Here is a 16225-nt window from a genome sequence, read left to right on the forward strand (position 1 = left end):
ACCTCAGCAATAAAACAAGCACCCCAGCAATAACACCGTATCGATTGAATAAGGATTTCCTTTGAACACATGGCTGTTAAAACTACGAAAAGCCACCTATAACACAAGTTTCATGTATAACTTGAGGATGGTCATCGCCTTTACAGGCACTGCTTTTGTCCCTTATTTGTTGGGTCAGCAGTTGATGACCATTCCATTGACCTTGGGTGTAGTTGCCGCAGGTCTGAGTGATATTGATGATCGCTTTTCGGTACGGATCATGAATTTGATTTATACCTATATCGGATTCTTTATCACTGCTGCCTCAGTGAGTTTGTTGTTCCCTTATCCTGTACTTTTTGCTTTAGGTTTAATTGTTTCTTGTATCGGATGGATTTTATTGGGTTCTTTGGGACGACGCTATGCCACCATTTCTTATGGCTGCTTGGTCGTTTCAGTTTATTCTATGCTTGGCGTTCATCTTTTTGAGCATTGGTATATCCAACCTAGTCTTTTAGTGATTGGGGCGATTTGGTACGGTCTCATTTCCACCATCAGTTTTTTGCTCTTCCCAGTACGTCAGGTCCAAGACAAGCTGTCCCAATGTTTTTCATCATTGGGTAATTTTCTTTTTTCCAAATCCAACTTATTTGATGTTGATATGACAGCGACCAGTTACCAAGACAGCATGATTAGCCTGTCCATGGAGAATGGTCAGTTGATTAGCATTTTTAACGATATGCGCACAGCGTTACTCACCCGTCTCAAAGGCGACCGTGGGCAACGTGATACACGGCGTAGCTTGCAATATTACTTTGTAGCGCAAGATATACATGAGCGTGCGGATTCAGCACACATTGATTATCAAAAACTGGCAAAAATGTTTGAACATAGTGATGTTTTATTTCGCTTTCAACGTATTTTGGCACTACAAGGCAAAGCATGTAAGGATTTAAGTGATAGCATTTTACATCGGACCACATACCAACATAATGCCCGCTTTGAATATGCTTTTAAAAATTTAAAACAGTCTTTAAATAAACTCAGAAAAGAAGAACACTATGACCTCATTTGGATCAACTCATTATTTGCACTTTATCAAAACTTAAAATCCATTGATGCCCAATTACAGAACTTAGAGACTGAACGTCATATTAAATATGATCAAAATAAAAATGTTGAACAACAACTGAAAGATGATGATTTAAAAGGCTGGGATGATATTGTTATCCGTATCAAACAAAATTTAACCCCTGAATCGGTCTTGTTTAGACATGCGATTCGGGTTTCTGTGGTTTTATTTATCGGTTACGTTTTTGTGCAATTGACCAATATTCAATATGGTTATTGGATCTTATTAACAGCACTTTTTGTCAGCCAACCAAATTTCAATGCCACCAAACGCCGCCTAAGATTACGTATCGTGGGGACACTCGGTGGCATTATTTTAGGTTATGCCATCTTATTCTTTGTACCTTCCATCGAAGGGCAACTGTTGTTGCTTGTGATAAGTGGTGTGTTATTTTTCGACCTCCGCAGTAAACAATACGCACAAGCTACAGCGTTCATTACCATCATGGCACTGATCAACTTTAACTTAGATGGGCTGGGCTTTGAAGCAGCTCTACCCCGTATGATTGATACAGTGATTGGGTGTGCCTTGGCATGGTTTGGCGTGAGCTTTATTTTTCCAGATTGGAGATTCCGTCGTTTGCCAAGAACCATTCAACGTTCTCTGGAAGCGCAATGTAATTATTTGGCTGATGTTGTTACTCAATATCATCAGGGACGTAACAACAGTTTGAACTATCGAATTGTTCGTCGAGCAGCCCACAATACAGATGCTGAAGTTGCATCATTGATTTCAACTTTAGCAACGGAACCAGATTTTGACCAAAGTCAAAAAACATTGGCTTTTGAGTTTTTATGCTTAAATCATACCTTCCTTAGTTATATCGCTGCATTGGGTGCACATCGTGAAAAAATCCAGGATCAGCAAGTTTTAAATCTACTGGATCAAGCTTTGGATGATATCCGTGGTGCCTTGTTACGGGATGAAATGCCTGATTTAACAGCACATAATATGCTGCAAGCGATTCGTACCCGTTTGGGGCAGTCAGAAGCAGATGACTCTAAGTCATTGATTATTCTTCAACAACTTTCATTAATGTTTAGTATCCTCAAACAATTGAGTAGCCTCAAACAAAATTTAAGCCATGCCCGTGACGATCAATCTACAGAATTAGCTTCTTTATAAAAGAGCGTAAAATTTGCCTAGATATTTGGTACAATAGGCGCACTAAATCTTGGGATTTAGTGCTAAACTCTGACTAGATTTACATACATTACTGACACTATGACTGCCAAGAATATTTACGCTTATACCTTACAACCAGTTCCATACGAAGTATCGGAAGCCGAACAACGTAGTGCTCAACTTGCGATTTGGCGCAGTACCAATAAAATTGGGACTAAAGCTTGGGCAATCATGGGTGTCGCTGTTGTCCTTTCAATCTTGGGTATTGCGTTAATTAAAAACTACTCGACCATTATTTTTTGGGTCATTCTTGCCTGTGTGGCGATTTATCTTTTAGTGCGCAAATTTGGGCTTGAATGGTATGTAAAACGTAAGATGAATGAGTTTCCAGTTCAAGAAATCAAAGGTGTCAAACTCGGTGTACAGCCAAGCGGTATCGTAATGCGTCAGCAAATGGGCGTACAAGAAGGTGTCGGTACGATTGGCTGGAAAGATGTTTATGAATGGTATAACACACCAGAATTTTTACTTGTGAATTTTAAAGTAAAAGGTCAGCAAGGTGCGTATATTTTACCTAAGCGTATGGACAGCAAAAATTTTCCATTCGAGACTTTACGCAAACATCTTAAAGAATCAGTCGGTGAAGCAAAAACACTGTAAACAGTAAAAACTTCACAAAACCTCCATCGTTGGAGGTTTTTTTACATTTATGATGACTATTTTAATAAAAATGATAATGAGAATAAATATTATCTGCAAAATTCATTATCTCTCCTAGATATTCAGCTATAATCTGTGATCAAACAATTCTTCCCTTTCCATCACCATGTTTAAAAAGACTTTTTTCCAAATACACTGGTTTTTAGGCATTACAGCGGGCTTGATCCTTTCGATTATGGGGGTTACTGGTGCAATCTATTCTTATGAACAACCGATTCAAAGATGGTTAAATCCAGACAGTTTTACTGTAAAAGTTGAAAATCATGCAAAGTTAACTCCTGCTGAAATTTATCAACATTTTCAAGTTCAAAATCCTGAAATGAAGATTAACAGTATCACTGTCGCCAAAGCACCTGAAGAAGCGTCAAATATTAATATTGTTAAAGAAGGTGCACGTAGAGGGTATACCATGATGGTTAACCCCTATACAGCAGAAATCTTGCCTGAAGTTAAAGGCAAAGATTTTTTCCAATTTATCCAGCAACTTCACCGTAATCTCACTGTAGGCGAAGTCGGCAAACAGATTACTGGTGCAAGTACATTGATGCTGATCTTCTTTGTACTCAGTGGCTTATATCTTCGCTGGCCAAAAAAACATTCTTTCAAACAATGGTTTGCAATAAAGCCTAAACTCAAAGGTCGTAATTTCCTTTGGGATTTGCATGCAGTGGTTGGAACTTGGGTTGTTATTTTCTATTTACTTCTAGCATGTACAGGGTTGTATTGGTCATATGACTGGTGGCGTGACGGGATGTTCAAGGTGATGGGCGTTGAAAGACCTCAACCCGAAATGCAAGCACCTCGCATGGGTGAAGGCAAAGGGCGCCAAAGCAATACCGCAGACCCGCAACCAACACGTACACCGTCCAATCTTTCAGCGCAAGGACGTGATCAACATCCGCGTGGTGGTCATCGAGAAGCGAATGAAGGGCTAAAACCTGAACAGATTCAACAAGTCCTAATACAAACATGGAATGGTTTTAACTCACAAATCAAACGTGATTATTCGACCCTAACAATTTCGATTCCTAAAAAAGCTGATGGTAAGGTCGAACTGACATTTGTTGATGCAATTCCTCAACACGAGCGCGCACGAAACAAAGCGATTTATGATTATCAAAAAGCTCAAATTGAAAAAGTTGATTTATATGAAGTTAAACCGCTGAATGAAAAAATCATGAGCAGTATGTTACCTGTTCATCGCGGTAGCTTTTTTGGTCCAGTGTTCCAATTCATCATTATGCTTGCCGCATTGGCAATGCCGTTGTTCTTTATCACGGGATGGATGTTGTACTTAAAACGTCGTAAACAAAAGAAATTAACCCTTGCGGCAAAACAATCTGGCTCAGCAATTCAAATTGATCCGGATGCAACTCCGTGGTTAATTGTTTATGCTTCACAGACAGGTGTATCTGAACAATTGGCATGGCGTACTTCTATCAGTCTACAAGAAGCACATCAACCCACTACAGTAAAATCTGCTCAACAGCTTTCTGAAGAAGATTTAAAACAAGCAAAACAAGTTTTATGGATTGCCAGCACTTATGGTACTGGTGAAGCACCTGATTTAGCATCACATTTTGAGAAGAAGTTAATGAGTAAATCATTAGATCTGTCTCATCTCAAATATGCCGTTTTAGCCTTAGGCTCGCAAGACTATCCTGAAACTTACTGTAGTTTTGGTCATCGTATAGATCACTGGTTAAAACAATCTGGCGCACAGCAATTATTTACGACCATCGAAGTGAATAATGGCAGCAATAGCGATATTCAACAATGGAATAAAGCTTTAATTCAAGCTACCAAACTTGACCTGCAAACCATGTCGATTGATAAAGTGTTTGATCAATGGCATTTGAGCAAACGAGAATTACTCAATCCAGAGAGCTTGGGCGCACCAGCTTTCAACATTGAACTTCATGCCTGTCATGAAACAGTCTGGCAAGCCGGTGATATTGCAGAAATACAAACTGGAAATAGCCTTGAGCGTATTCAACAATTTTTAGATAAATACCAAATTAATCCAGATACAGCTGTCGATTCACATGAGCAACAATCGATTAAAAATATCCTTTGGGATCGAGACTTAACTGTCGAAGTTGAGCCTTTTGCCAATATGGAGCATTTACTTGAACAGTTGCCTACCCTGCCTACTCGTGAGTACTCCATTGCCAGTATTCCAAGTCAGCAGGTATTACGTTTAGTAGTTCGTCAACAACGTGATGCTCAAGGTGAACTTGGTTTAGGTTCAGGCTGGTTGACCTCACACTTAAAATTGCGTGACAAAGTTGCGTTAAGAATTCGCAATAATGATTCATTCCATCTAATCACGGATAATCGCCCGATTATCTGTATTGGAAATGGAACAGGGATTGCAGGTTTAATGAGTTTAATCCATGCCCGTGTTCGCTTGGATTATACGGAAAACTGGTTAATTTTTGGTGAACGTCAGCAAGCACACGATTTCTTCTTCAAAGAGACTATTCAAGCTTGGCAAAATACAGCAATGCTACAACGAATCGACTTGGCTTTTTCCCGTGATCAAGCAGAAAAAGTCTATGTTCACCATAAACTGCGTGATCATGCTGATGAAGTTCGGAAATGGATTGCCAATGATGCCGTGATATATGTTTGCGGAAGCATTGAAGGTATGGCAAGCGATGTTGATCAAGCTTTGATTGATATTCTAGGGCAAGATACAGTTGAACAATTACGCCTAGATGGACGTTATCGACGTGATGTTTACTAAGCTACTTATAGCATCTAAACAGTTCTAAATAAGCCCATCAAACCGAGCATAATTGCTCGGTTTGTTTTTCACTAACCTCAATTGCTATAGATCGTTTACAATGTGCGCTGGATGACATTATTTATCACAGACCATGAACAAAAATAAATTATTGCGTTTAAGCCTATTCATTATCGGCTTATTATTATTTCTTGATGGCTTTATTTTGCTACTGTATAAAAAAATTCATTTAGGCACTCTCTTACCCTTATTGATTGGTTTGGGTTTTATCTGCACCGCCATATGGGGAAAGGTAATCCAACAATATCTGGCACATCACAGCAAACTTAAAAAACTCTGGCGTTTAGGCTGGTCTGTGTTTGGAATTTGGTTGATCAGTCTCATTGGCTTTTTTGGCTATATCCATTTTAAAACACAACAAAATCATGCTGAGAATGGTTTAGATGCAATCATTGTTTTAGGTAGTGGAATAACACAAGGTAAAGCGTCACCTACACTCGCCAAGCGCTTAGATCGCGCAGGGAATATTGCACAACAACAACCACAAACATCGATTATTGTAAGTGGTGGGAAAGATTTTGGTGAGATTAAAACTGAGGCTGAAATTATGTCCAACTACTTAGAGGAAAATTATAAGATTCAACCCCATAGAATTCTTCAAGAAAATAAAAGTACCAGTACAGATTTAAACCTCAAGAACAGCCAAGCTATTTTGCAGCAGCATGATTTGTCTTTAAATTCAAAAATTGCAATTGTCACCAGTGATTTCCATACGCTACGAGCAGCAGCGATTGCAAAAAAACAAGGTTATCGCAACTTCATCACGATTGGGGCCGAAACACCCTTGAGTACTCGATATAACGCATGGTTAAGAGAATATTTTGCATATATCAGCGGTTGGGTACTTGGAGAGTATTAAATTAAATACAACGCCATTCACTCCATCTATCAAGGATGTATCCGAATCTTGCGTGGTAAAGGGATTCGGGTTTGATCTCGAAAAAGCTCAGGTTGAGCTATGTAAAGCTGATATAAATAACTTTTTATGTCCAACAAGAACTTACGTCCTGACACCAAAATATTCTGCCCTTCAGGGGTTAAATTGATTGACAGCAAAGTATCATTTTGTTGAATAAAAGGAATCATTTGCTCGATAAAAGAAATAAAATTGACTTCCTGAACATCGAAACGGCTCCAGTTGTCTTTGACCAATAATTGCGCCAGACTCTTACTGTGCCATACCGCTACAGCTTGTTGTCCTGTAGGAGTTGCACATAAAGCCCAACCTTCATCATAAAGTGCAAAAACTTTAGCATCAGACACTATTTTTTCGATAAATGCCTTATATTGATCTGTCGCTTGAGCAGTATTTTTCTGTACCGAAGACGCAGCCTTGCGTTGATATGGATTTCGCATAAGATACTTATTTTTAAAATAATTATATAGATATTCTACACAAAATTTTAAAATAAATAAATAGAAGAAAGAAAACTTGGTGGGCGCTGACGGGATCGAACCGCCGACATTCTGCTTGTAAGGCAGACGCTCTACCAACTGAGCTAAGCGCCCTGAGGAGAATAAACAATGTTGCACTGCTTAAACTAAATGAGATGTAAAAAGAACAATCATTTTACATTTGGATATCTTAATCTCAGGATATCAAGATAAATGGCGCAGCGGACGGGACTCGAACCCGCGACCCTCGGCGTGACAGGCCGATATTCTAACCAACTGAACTACCGCTGCACTGTATATGGTGGGCGCTGACGGGATCGAACCGCCGACATTCTGCTTGTAAGGCAGACGCTCTACCAACTGAGCTAAGCGCCCTGAGTGAGGATCAACAGAGATCACCCTGTTTAAACTTCAAAAATGATGCATGGAACAAACGAAAACGTTATATCTAAACATCTCCACTTATCTTCACCTCAGGAATCAAGATAAATGGCGCAGCGGACGGGACTCGAACCCGCGACCCTCGGCGTGACAGGCCGATATTCTAACCAACTGAACTACCGCTGCACTAAATTCAACGTTAAAGCTTGGTGGGCGCTGACGGGATCGAACCGCCGACATTCTGCTTGTAAGGCAGACGCTCTACCAACTGAGCTAAGCGCCCTAAACGAGTCAATAAATAAAAATCTATCTACACTCTAATTAGGTTGTTACACCTGTTCACAATTTTTCTGTAAAGTGGCGCAGCGGACGGGACTCGAACCCGCGACCCTCGGCGTGACAGGCCGATATTCTAACCAACTGAACTACCGCTGCACTTCAACATATTATTGCGATGCAAACGATTCTTGAATTTAATGGCGCAGCGGACGGGACTCGAACCCGCGACCCTCGGCGTGACAGGCCGATATTCTAACCAACTGAACTACCGCTGCACTAAATTCAACGTTAAAGCTTGGTGGGCGCTGACGGGATCGAACCGCCGACATTCTGCTTGTAAGGCAGACGCTCTACCAACTGAGCTAAGCGCCCTAACGACTTCATCGTTTGTGAGGTGCATTATAGAGAATCTTTACTGTGTGTCAAACGCTTTTCTCTATGTTTTAAGTATTTTAGGCGTGAGTGATTAAAAAATAGATCATTTTAATTTAATTTATTCTTTTTTGTTTATTATTTATCTATTTATCAAATATCCATTCAACAACTATTATTGTCTTTGATTCGTAGGTTAAGTGATATTTCCAGTATTACAGCTTTATTGTATGACAACTTTAAAAACTCTTTTAGAGGATTGGGTATATTTAAAATCTACCCAATCACTGCTGGTCCTGCTGCTTGCCCGTTAAAACAGAACGAGGTTCAGGACGTAACCACAACCAGACTGCGACAATAAACATCGTGAGATCAGTGAAAATTTTAACGGCCAAAGGTGCATTGGTAAAGAGCATGATAATGCCACTGATCAACATCATGATACTGGCAATCCATTTCGCTTTACGTGGCACAGTACCATTCTCTCGCCATGCTCGAAGTGTTGCACCATATTTAGGATGATTCATTAACCATGCATCAACTTGAGGCCAACCTTTTGAGGCTGCCCATGCAGCTAAAATCAGAAAAACTGTGGTTGGCATTCCAGGTAATAATGCGCCAATAAATCCAAGCACAATAAATAACACCACCAATGTTCGCCAAAACAAAATTTTCATAGCTTCACTCAATCTACGCACAACCCAGTATAACGTTCAAATGATATACGCTGTATATTTTCAAACGGCACTGCTCATTTTATTTTAGAATCATGTTGTTCATTATTTCCGATACTCAACAAATTAAACTTGCATCTCGATAAGCTTCTTTGCTTGAATCACCACATTATGCTCTCTTTATTTAATCCTAAGTTTCAACCTGAGATGTGATGCAATGACAGATTATTTTGAACCCTGGTTGAAATATCAGCATCCGATTGTCCGCCAATTGGCTTTTTGCATTGCCAGTCCAAATATTATTCAAGCACTCCCTGATGAATTGCAGATTCACCATCATTTTGAATTACATAATACTGAGTTTTGGCAACAACAATTTCTCGCCTATCAAACACGTTTAGATGAATTGGACCAAAATCCAACAACATTAATTGAGTTTGTTCAACAACTCAAAAGTACGCGTTTAGGTTTACGTTTTGAATATTTGTTCTGGTTTTGGTTACAAGATGAAGCCAATCCACATTACCAACTGATTCAACATAGTATTCAAATCATTGAGGGAAAACATACAAAAGGAGAAATTGATTTTTTGGTGTTAAATCATCTAACCCAACAAATTGAGCATTGGGAAGTTGCTTTAAAATACTATTTAGGTGAAGCAGATTTACATTTAGCACGTTGGTATGGCTTAAATCGTAGTGATACTTTATTTCGTAAATTAAATCATTTCTCTGAAAAACAATTTCAATTTAGCCAAGTTTTAGATCGAAACATCGAAAAAAAATGCGCTGTACTCAAAGGACAATTGTATATCCCCTATTTTAGACACACAGCCCCACTCCCTTCATGGATTAATCAACAACGTAGATTGGGACAATGGGGACAGCACATTGAACAAGGTTTATATCGCTTACAGCGACATGAATGGATTTGTCCAGATTTGAAACAAAGTTCAACAACTGCTAAATGGTGGTGCAATGGCTTGTACCATGACCATCATACCCAGCAATTTTATATGTATCGCCAAGCACCTTTATTGTCTTCTCTTGACACAAAGACTTAATTATTCACGTTTTTCATACAGTGCTTTACGAATCCACTCATAAAAGCATAACGATATATTTCAAATAATTTCGTATAGTATAAATGTAATTAACGCGTGAAACACGGAGATAGTAATGAAAAAAATTTTAGCAGTTTCAATGTTATTCGCTTTTGTTTTGTCTGGCTGTAACACTTTTAAAGGTGTTGGTAAGGATGTGTCTAAAGCGGGGGATGCGGTTACGAATTCTGCAGAAAAAGTTGAAAATAAGATGTAATTCACAACCACCAAAATTTGATTTTTGGAAAGCCTTATCTGCCACAGATAAGGCTTTTTCATGCTTATTTAAAAGCTTTTAGACTTTCTCTGCTTTTGGGTTTTCATTCAGTTTTATCTTCCTCTATTATATTGTTCAATTTTCTTACTTGATCAATGTCCATGAATCGTTCGGATACCTTAGAACTCAGTTTACAGCTTCTTCGTCAACCCTCTGTGACACCTGTAGATCACAATTGCCAAAACATCATGGCAGATCGTTTGTCTGCAATTGGTTTTAATATTGAAAATATGCGTTTTGAAGATGTAGACAATCTTTGGGCAAGACGTGGAACTAGCTCGCCAGTTTTCTGCTTTGCAGGTCATACCGATGTTGTTCCAACAGGTCATTTAGATGCTTGGCAATCAGATCCATTTTTACCAGAAATCCGCGATGGTAAGCTCTATGGTCGCGGTAGTGCCGACATGAAAACAGCCTTGGCAGCAATGGTGGTTGCCTCTGAACGTTTTGTTAAAAACCACCCTGACCATAAGGGTTCTATTGCTTTTTTGATTACCTCTGATGAAGAAGGTCCTTCAATCAATGGTACTGTCAAAGTGGTCGAAACATTAGAAGCCCGTAATGAAAAAATGACATGGTGTCTGGTTGGTGAACCTTCAAGCACCTCTACCCTTGGTGACATCGTTAAAAATGGACGTCGTGGTTCATTGAATGCCGTCTTGACAGTAAAAGGTAAACAAGGTCATGTTGCCTATCCTCATTTGGCAATTAATCCGATTCATACCGCATCCAAAGCCTTAGCAGAACTTTGCGATACTGTTTGGGACAACGGCAATGAATACTTCCCAGCAACCTCGTTCCAAGTATCTAATATTCAAGCAGGTACAGGCGCAACCAATGTTGTTCCAGGTACAATGACAGTAACCTTTAATTTCCGTTACTCCACTGAAGTCACAGCAGATCAACTCAAAGCTCGTGTGCTAGAGATACTTGATCGCCATCAAGTGAGCTATGATATTGAATGGACACTTTCAGGTTTACCATTTTTGACACCTGTAGGTGAATTGGTGAATGCCGCACGAACTGCCATTAAAAACGTAACAGGTACCGACACCGAGCTTTCCACTAGTGGCGGTACTTCTGATGGACGTTTTATCGCTCCCACTGGCGCACAAGTACTTGAATTGGGCGTACTTAATGCAACCATCCACCAAGTTAATGAACACGTGAATATTGATGAACTAGAGCCATTGGCTGAAATTTATGAACAAATTTTGGTTGAGTTGCTTGCGTAACGCATTCAAACTGTTTGATCAAGATTTTAAACCATTTCAGCTTGTAACAAGAGGGTATGTGTAGATCATAGAATCATTCATTGAACATGATGCGCAAAGTTTGATTATTTGATTGACCCATAGACCATCATGATTGGTAACATCAAAAACCCACATCCTAAAACAAGCGATCCTAAAGCAGAGAGTCATGAGGTTGATCAAAACAGAATGACTCCGGATGGGGGGTATAACTGCCCCTCAACCGACAAAGTAACAAACAATTTAAACCGAGAACTGGCTAATAGGCACATCGTCAAAAAAACCATGATCTCATATGTTGAATAAGTTGCTAGAGAAACTGTTCATCAAGTTTAATTAACCTGAGTTCGATAAAAATTCTTGATGAAATATGATACTCGGAAACGTCATCCGCAGTTGTTTGAGGCAGAACTACTTTTATAAAGTATTGTTTCTGCGACTGATTGAATGTGTTGCTGGTGGTTGACGAGTTTTGCGGTGAGCAGCGATGACGCTGCGCAAGATGGTTGCCCTTGCGGAGCTTCGCTCCTCACCCCGAAAGAAAAGATACCGTCTCGAACGTCAAGTGAAATTATTCAAATTAAGTTGAAGATTTGGTTGCATCGAACTCACGTTAATTAAAGTGCTTCTCCAAATATCAAAATCCTGCCCTTTCATTGATCATGTTGATCAAAATCTAGAATCCTGTTTAAGCAATATCTGGTGCTATACCAGAAATATCACAATTGATGTTATTTAGCAGATAGACTATTGCAAAATGATATAGATAAAATGCTTGGACAGTAAAACGAATGCTTTAGTCAATCTATTGAAAAATGCATACAACAAAATATCATTTCTCTTGATCAATAAAATGAACGTTAAGAATACGTTGCTAGATGATATAAAGCTTTCAATGTCATATTTTACGCCTAAAGGTTAAATAGATTTGCAAGGATAGAAATCAAAATCTTTATCTTTATATGAATAATCAGGTGGTTTTGCTATATTTTGAAAAATAAAATTTAGCCCATCAATCAAACTACCAGATATTTAAAAATATTATAAAAACATCAATTTAGACTATATAAAAATTAGATTCTTCTAAAAATATAAACGCCCTATGAAGCTCATCGGGCGTTTATATAACATCACTGTCAACCTATTTTAAGGTCATTCATTATTTACTTTTCAAATGTGACATATCGAGCAACACATTAGCAGCCTCATTCACAAAAGTCTCTTCTTCAGGCAGCGCTGGACGTTGATTTGCTTTCATTTTAGCTCTGGACTCTGCCAATGCATCTAAACTGGCTTGATAGCTTTCCCAATTCGAATAAGGTTTCAAGCCTGTCGCAGCACGACGTTTGTTTTCAGCAGCTAAAGTTTTCATTTCAAGCGCAACCAACTCTGCTTTACGTTTATCAATATCCAAAGAAATACGTTTTTGATCTTTGGTTTCTTGAGCAATTGCTTTACGTGTTTCTAGATATTGAAATTGAGGGTCCTGACTTACACGCACCTTAGATTTTTGATCGAGTTGCGCCACATAAGGTTGAATTGAACCTTCACGCTTAAATGGTGCTGTTGGAATGGTATCCCATTTCAAAGCATTCTTCGCTTTACGCTCGCCGAACTCTTCATCATAGATGTCAACCAGTTTGATGTCAGGAATCACACCTTTATTTTGTGTACTTCCCCCCGTAACACGGTAGAACTTACGTTGCGTCAATGTTGCTTGACCATAAGCCAAACTATCCAACTGAACTTGTGCAGTTCCCTTGCCTGTGGTGGTACTTCCCAGAATCACGGCGCGGTCATAATCCTGAAGTGCGGCAGAATAAATTTCACTTGCGGATGCAGAAGCTAAATTCACCAATACAGCCAAAGGACCCGCATAGGTTTGTGCACCACCATCTGTGTCTTCAAACACGCTGACATTGCCATTACCATCACGAATTTGGACGACAGGTCCTTCTTTAATCACTTGCCCAATCATTTTGGCAACTTCTTCTAAAGAACCACCTGGGTTATTACGCAAGTCGATGATAATCCCTTCTACATTTTGAGCAGCCAGTGCTTTTAATGCTTTGTTGGTATCTTCAGATACAGAACGATATTCTGTACCTGCACGACGAGCACGATAGTTCAAGTAGAATGATGGAATTTCTAACACACCAAATTTATGTTTTTGCCCATCACGGTTGATTTCAACTGTACGTGAACGTACACCGGCATCTTCTTCTTGGATAACATCACGAGTAATGGTCACAACGCGAGCTTGGCTCATCGAAGCACCAGCGCCAAGTAATTTCACAGAAACTTTAGTTCCACGTTTACCACGAATCAAACCAACAATTTCAGAACTTGGCCAGCCAATCACATCAACCATTTTGTCGCCATCTTGGGCAACGCCAATAATCCGATCACCCGACTTCACTTGTCCTGTTTTGCTTGCAGGTCCGCCATCTACGATGGTTTCAATCTTCGTATAGTCTTCATTGCCACGTTCAGGGCGAATGGACACACCAATCCCCTCAAGTTGTAAGGTCGTTTGGCGATTCAACTCCATCGCATCAACAGGCGGGAAATAATTACTATGTGGATCATAGGTTAATGTCATTGCATTGAGGATACGTTCAAGCACATCATCGCTCTTGGTCCGACCGATTCGTTCCAATTGACGTGTATAACGTTTAGTTAAGGTCTGAACAGGCGTTAGATCTTCAGATGCAGCTAAATCTTGCCCGTTGGCAAGCGTTGGATCGTCTTTCAATGCTTTTTGTTTAGCTTGATCTTCTTGTTTTGCAATAGTGAGATTAATCAACTGCGAAACAAGCATTTTGCGCCAATAATTCTGTAATTCAGCTTTACTACCAAAAAATGCAGCTTTTTCACGGTCTGTATCGATAAATTCATTCGGCTGATTTAAGTTTTGTGTTTTTTTCAGTTCAGCCAATTCAAATTCATAAAACTCTTTTAAACGTGCACGATAATGTGCATGAATGGCAAAAGGTCCAGACAAATCGCCCGCTTTTAGTTTTGCACCTAACGTTGCGCCATATTGCTTTTTATATTGTTCAATTTCTGAAGCTAAAAATAACGTATGTTCAGGATCAAGACTATCAATATACATATCTAAAATACGATTGGATGTATTGGCATCTAAACGCATGTTTAAATAATGCTGACGATCAATTAATGTTGCCAATTGACGAGTCACAAGTGCTTGTTCTTGTGAAGGATGAAGCGATTGAGCAACGTTTGTAGCATTGGTTTCCGCCATTGCTTGATTGATGGTATGTGTGAAGAACAAACCACCTGTTGCAAGTGCTATAGCGCAAGCGAGAGTTTGAATTTTCATAAATTCTTAATATTTCCTTGGGTTTTCCAATTTCTCTATCGTTTTTCAATCTGAACTCAACAGTTTCAGCATCTTAAACGATTTTATCTGTGTGTGTTGTGTAGTTTTAGCATAATCTGTACTGAGTAAATGTAGCAAATCATTGCAGAAATCGGGTATTGTTTCCAAGTTTATATAAATACAACCGTGGATTCCTATGATCGGCGCATTGATGCTTGATATTGCAGGCACAGAACTTACTCAAGAAGATATTGAACTATTACGCGCTCCGCAAGTCGGTGGCATGATTTTATTTTCAAGGAATATAAAATCTCCTGCTCAAGTCCGTGCCCTCACTGACCATATGCGTAAAATTCGCCCAGACATTTTAATTGCAGTTGATCAAGAAGGTGGTCGTGTACAACGCTTAAAAAATGGTTTTACTTTGCTTCCAGCCATGGGGCATTTTGGTCAACTTTACTTAAGCCAACCTGAAAAAGCCATAGCATTGGCTGAGCAATGTGGCTGGTTGATGGCAATTGAAGTGCTTGCTGTTGGGATTGACTTTAGTTTCGCTCCTGTCTTGGATATCAATGACATCAGTGATGTAATTGGTGATCGTGCTTTTGCTAAAAATGTGCAAGACATTGTTCCATTGGCAAGTGCTTTTATGAAAGGGATGCAACGTGCTGGTATGGCAACCACGGGTAAACACTTTCCTGGGCATGGTTCGGTCAAAGCAGATTCACATGTGGCTGCGGCAATTGATCAACGAGATTACCAAGACATTTATGACAATGACATGCAGAGTTTCATCCAACTTCAGGGGCAATTGGATGCCCTCATGCCTGCTCATGTGATTTATGAAAAAGTTGACCCAAACCCTGCTGGATTTTCCGCTTATTGGATTCAAAAAGTATTACGTCAAACTTTAAAATTTGATGGTGTTCTCTTTTCAGATGACTTAAGTATGCAGGCTGCTTGTGTTGCTGGAGGCGCAGATGCTCGTATTCGTGCAGCACTCGAAGCGGGCTGTGATATGGGACTCGTTTGTAATAATCGTGAATCCGCATGTATTGCTTTGGCAGGTATTGAGAACTTACCATTACCAAACCAAACACGTTTAGCACGTATGCGCGGCAAAATTCCCAATATCATCATCGGTGAATCATTTGATTTAGGTGATGAATGGAAAACTGTCAAAAAAGTCATTGAAGAATTTAGAAATTCTCTTTAAAAAGATAGATAAAGTTCCTCCCACAACGCATAGCAGATTGTAGGGAGGGCATTTTAAGTTTATTAGTCTTGCGTTATGCTCGCTAAGATAACACGATGAATAGTGTGCAAATATTTTTCATTTTTCAGCGTGGCTTAAAAGGCACTGTAAAGTCCTATATGGAAATCA

Annotated in this window: 11 protein-coding genes and 8 tRNA genes; 8 read left to right on the top strand and 11 right to left on the bottom strand. The window is 39.4% G+C overall.

What is annotated here, in order from left to right:
• Window positions 1-61: 61 nt before the first annotated feature.
• The 4 genes from yccS (at window position 62) to AAV97_RS14840 (ending at window position 6624) form a co-directional block, all read left to right on the top strand.
• Entirely contained in the window at window positions 62-2236 is a 2175-nt protein-coding gene (yccS, locus tag AAV97_RS14825) for a YccS family putative transporter (RefSeq protein WP_080633136.1), read from the top strand.
• A 99-nt stretch (window positions 2237-2335) separates the two neighbouring features.
• A complete protein-coding gene (locus AAV97_RS14830; protein WP_004830134.1) occupies window positions 2336-2896 on the top strand; it encodes a YcxB family protein in 561 nt (186 codons plus the stop codon).
• Between the two features lie 166 nt (window positions 2897-3062).
• The gene (locus tag AAV97_RS14835; RefSeq protein ID WP_042086358.1) at window positions 3063-5705 is read left to right on the top strand and encodes a PepSY domain-containing protein; all 2643 of its coding nucleotides are present in this window, start codon (window positions 3063-3065) and stop codon (window positions 5703-5705) included.
• A 133-nt stretch (window positions 5706-5838) separates the two neighbouring features.
• Window positions 5839-6624, top strand: coding sequence for a YdcF family protein (locus tag AAV97_RS14840; protein WP_005033709.1), 786 nt, complete (start codon window positions 5839-5841; stop codon window positions 6622-6624).
• A gap of 29 nt (window positions 6625-6653) precedes the next feature.
• Here the strand turns inward: AAV97_RS14840 and AAV97_RS14845 are convergent, their stop codons facing one another.
• The 10 genes from AAV97_RS14845 to AAV97_RS14890 all read right to left on the bottom strand — a co-directional run bounded on the left by AAV97_RS14845 (window position 6654) and on the right by AAV97_RS14890 (window position 8869).
• A complete protein-coding gene (locus AAV97_RS14845; protein ID WP_009585222.1) occupies window positions 6654-7121 on the bottom strand; it encodes a DUF2750 domain-containing protein in 468 nt (155 codons plus the stop codon).
• A gap of 77 nt (window positions 7122-7198) precedes the next feature.
• Window positions 7199-7274 (bottom strand) — tRNA-Val (locus AAV97_RS14850).
• Window positions 7275-7374: 100 nt separating this feature from the next.
• Window positions 7375-7451 (bottom strand) — tRNA-Asp (locus AAV97_RS14855).
• A gap of 8 nt (window positions 7452-7459) precedes the next feature.
• A tRNA-Val gene (locus AAV97_RS14860) sits at window positions 7460-7535 on the bottom strand.
• Window positions 7536-7650: 115 nt separating this feature from the next.
• Window positions 7651-7727, bottom strand: a tRNA-Asp gene (locus AAV97_RS14865).
• 21 nt (window positions 7728-7748) lie between these two features.
• Window positions 7749-7824: transfer RNA gene (locus AAV97_RS14870), tRNA-Val, on the bottom strand.
• A gap of 75 nt (window positions 7825-7899) precedes the next feature.
• A tRNA-Asp gene (locus tag AAV97_RS14875) sits at window positions 7900-7976 on the bottom strand.
• A gap of 42 nt (window positions 7977-8018) precedes the next feature.
• Window positions 8019-8095: transfer RNA gene (locus AAV97_RS14880), tRNA-Asp, on the bottom strand.
• A gap of 21 nt (window positions 8096-8116) precedes the next feature.
• Window positions 8117-8192: transfer RNA gene (locus tag AAV97_RS14885), tRNA-Val, on the bottom strand.
• A gap of 284 nt (window positions 8193-8476) precedes the next feature.
• Window positions 8477-8869, bottom strand: coding sequence for a YbaN family protein (locus AAV97_RS14890; protein ID WP_004830140.1), 393 nt, complete (start codon window positions 8867-8869; stop codon window positions 8477-8479).
• Window positions 8870-9083: 214 nt separating this feature from the next.
• On the opposite strand from AAV97_RS14890, the gene AAV97_RS14895 reads away from it, so the two are divergent.
• The 3 genes from AAV97_RS14895 to dapE all read left to right on the top strand — a co-directional run bounded on the left by AAV97_RS14895 (window position 9084) and on the right by dapE (window position 11480).
• Window positions 9084-9929, top strand: a complete 846-nt coding sequence (locus AAV97_RS14895) for a DUF1853 family protein (RefSeq protein WP_046760945.1) — start codon at window positions 9084-9086, stop codon at window positions 9927-9929.
• Window positions 9930-10044: 115 nt separating this feature from the next.
• Window positions 10045-10185 (top strand): entericidin A/B family lipoprotein, encoded by a 141-nt coding sequence (locus AAV97_RS14900; RefSeq protein WP_004830144.1) that lies wholly within the window; start codon window positions 10045-10047, stop codon window positions 10183-10185.
• Window positions 10186-10346: 161 nt separating this feature from the next.
• Window positions 10347-11480: a succinyl-diaminopimelate desuccinylase gene (gene dapE / locus AAV97_RS14905; protein ID WP_004830145.1), complete on the top strand. Its 1134-nt coding sequence runs from the start codon at window positions 10347-10349 to the stop codon at window positions 11478-11480.
• A 1177-nt stretch (window positions 11481-12657) separates the two neighbouring features.
• Here dapE and AAV97_RS14915 read toward each other — a convergent pair.
• Complete coding sequence (locus AAV97_RS14915) at window positions 12658-14841, bottom strand: carboxy terminal-processing peptidase (RefSeq protein ID WP_004830147.1); 2184 nt, start codon at window positions 14839-14841, stop codon at window positions 12658-12660.
• 196 nt (window positions 14842-15037) lie between these two features.
• On the opposite strand from AAV97_RS14915, the gene nagZ reads away from it, so the two are divergent.
• Window positions 15038-16057: a beta-N-acetylhexosaminidase gene (nagZ, locus tag AAV97_RS14920; RefSeq protein ID WP_046760947.1), complete on the top strand. Its 1020-nt coding sequence runs from the start codon at window positions 15038-15040 to the stop codon at window positions 16055-16057.
• The last annotated feature ends 168 nt before the right edge of the window (window positions 16058-16225 follow it).

The sequence above is a fragment of the Acinetobacter sp. Ag2 genome, from assembly GCF_001005515.1.
Classification (GTDB): Bacteria; Pseudomonadota; Gammaproteobacteria; order Pseudomonadales; family Moraxellaceae; genus Acinetobacter; species Acinetobacter bereziniae.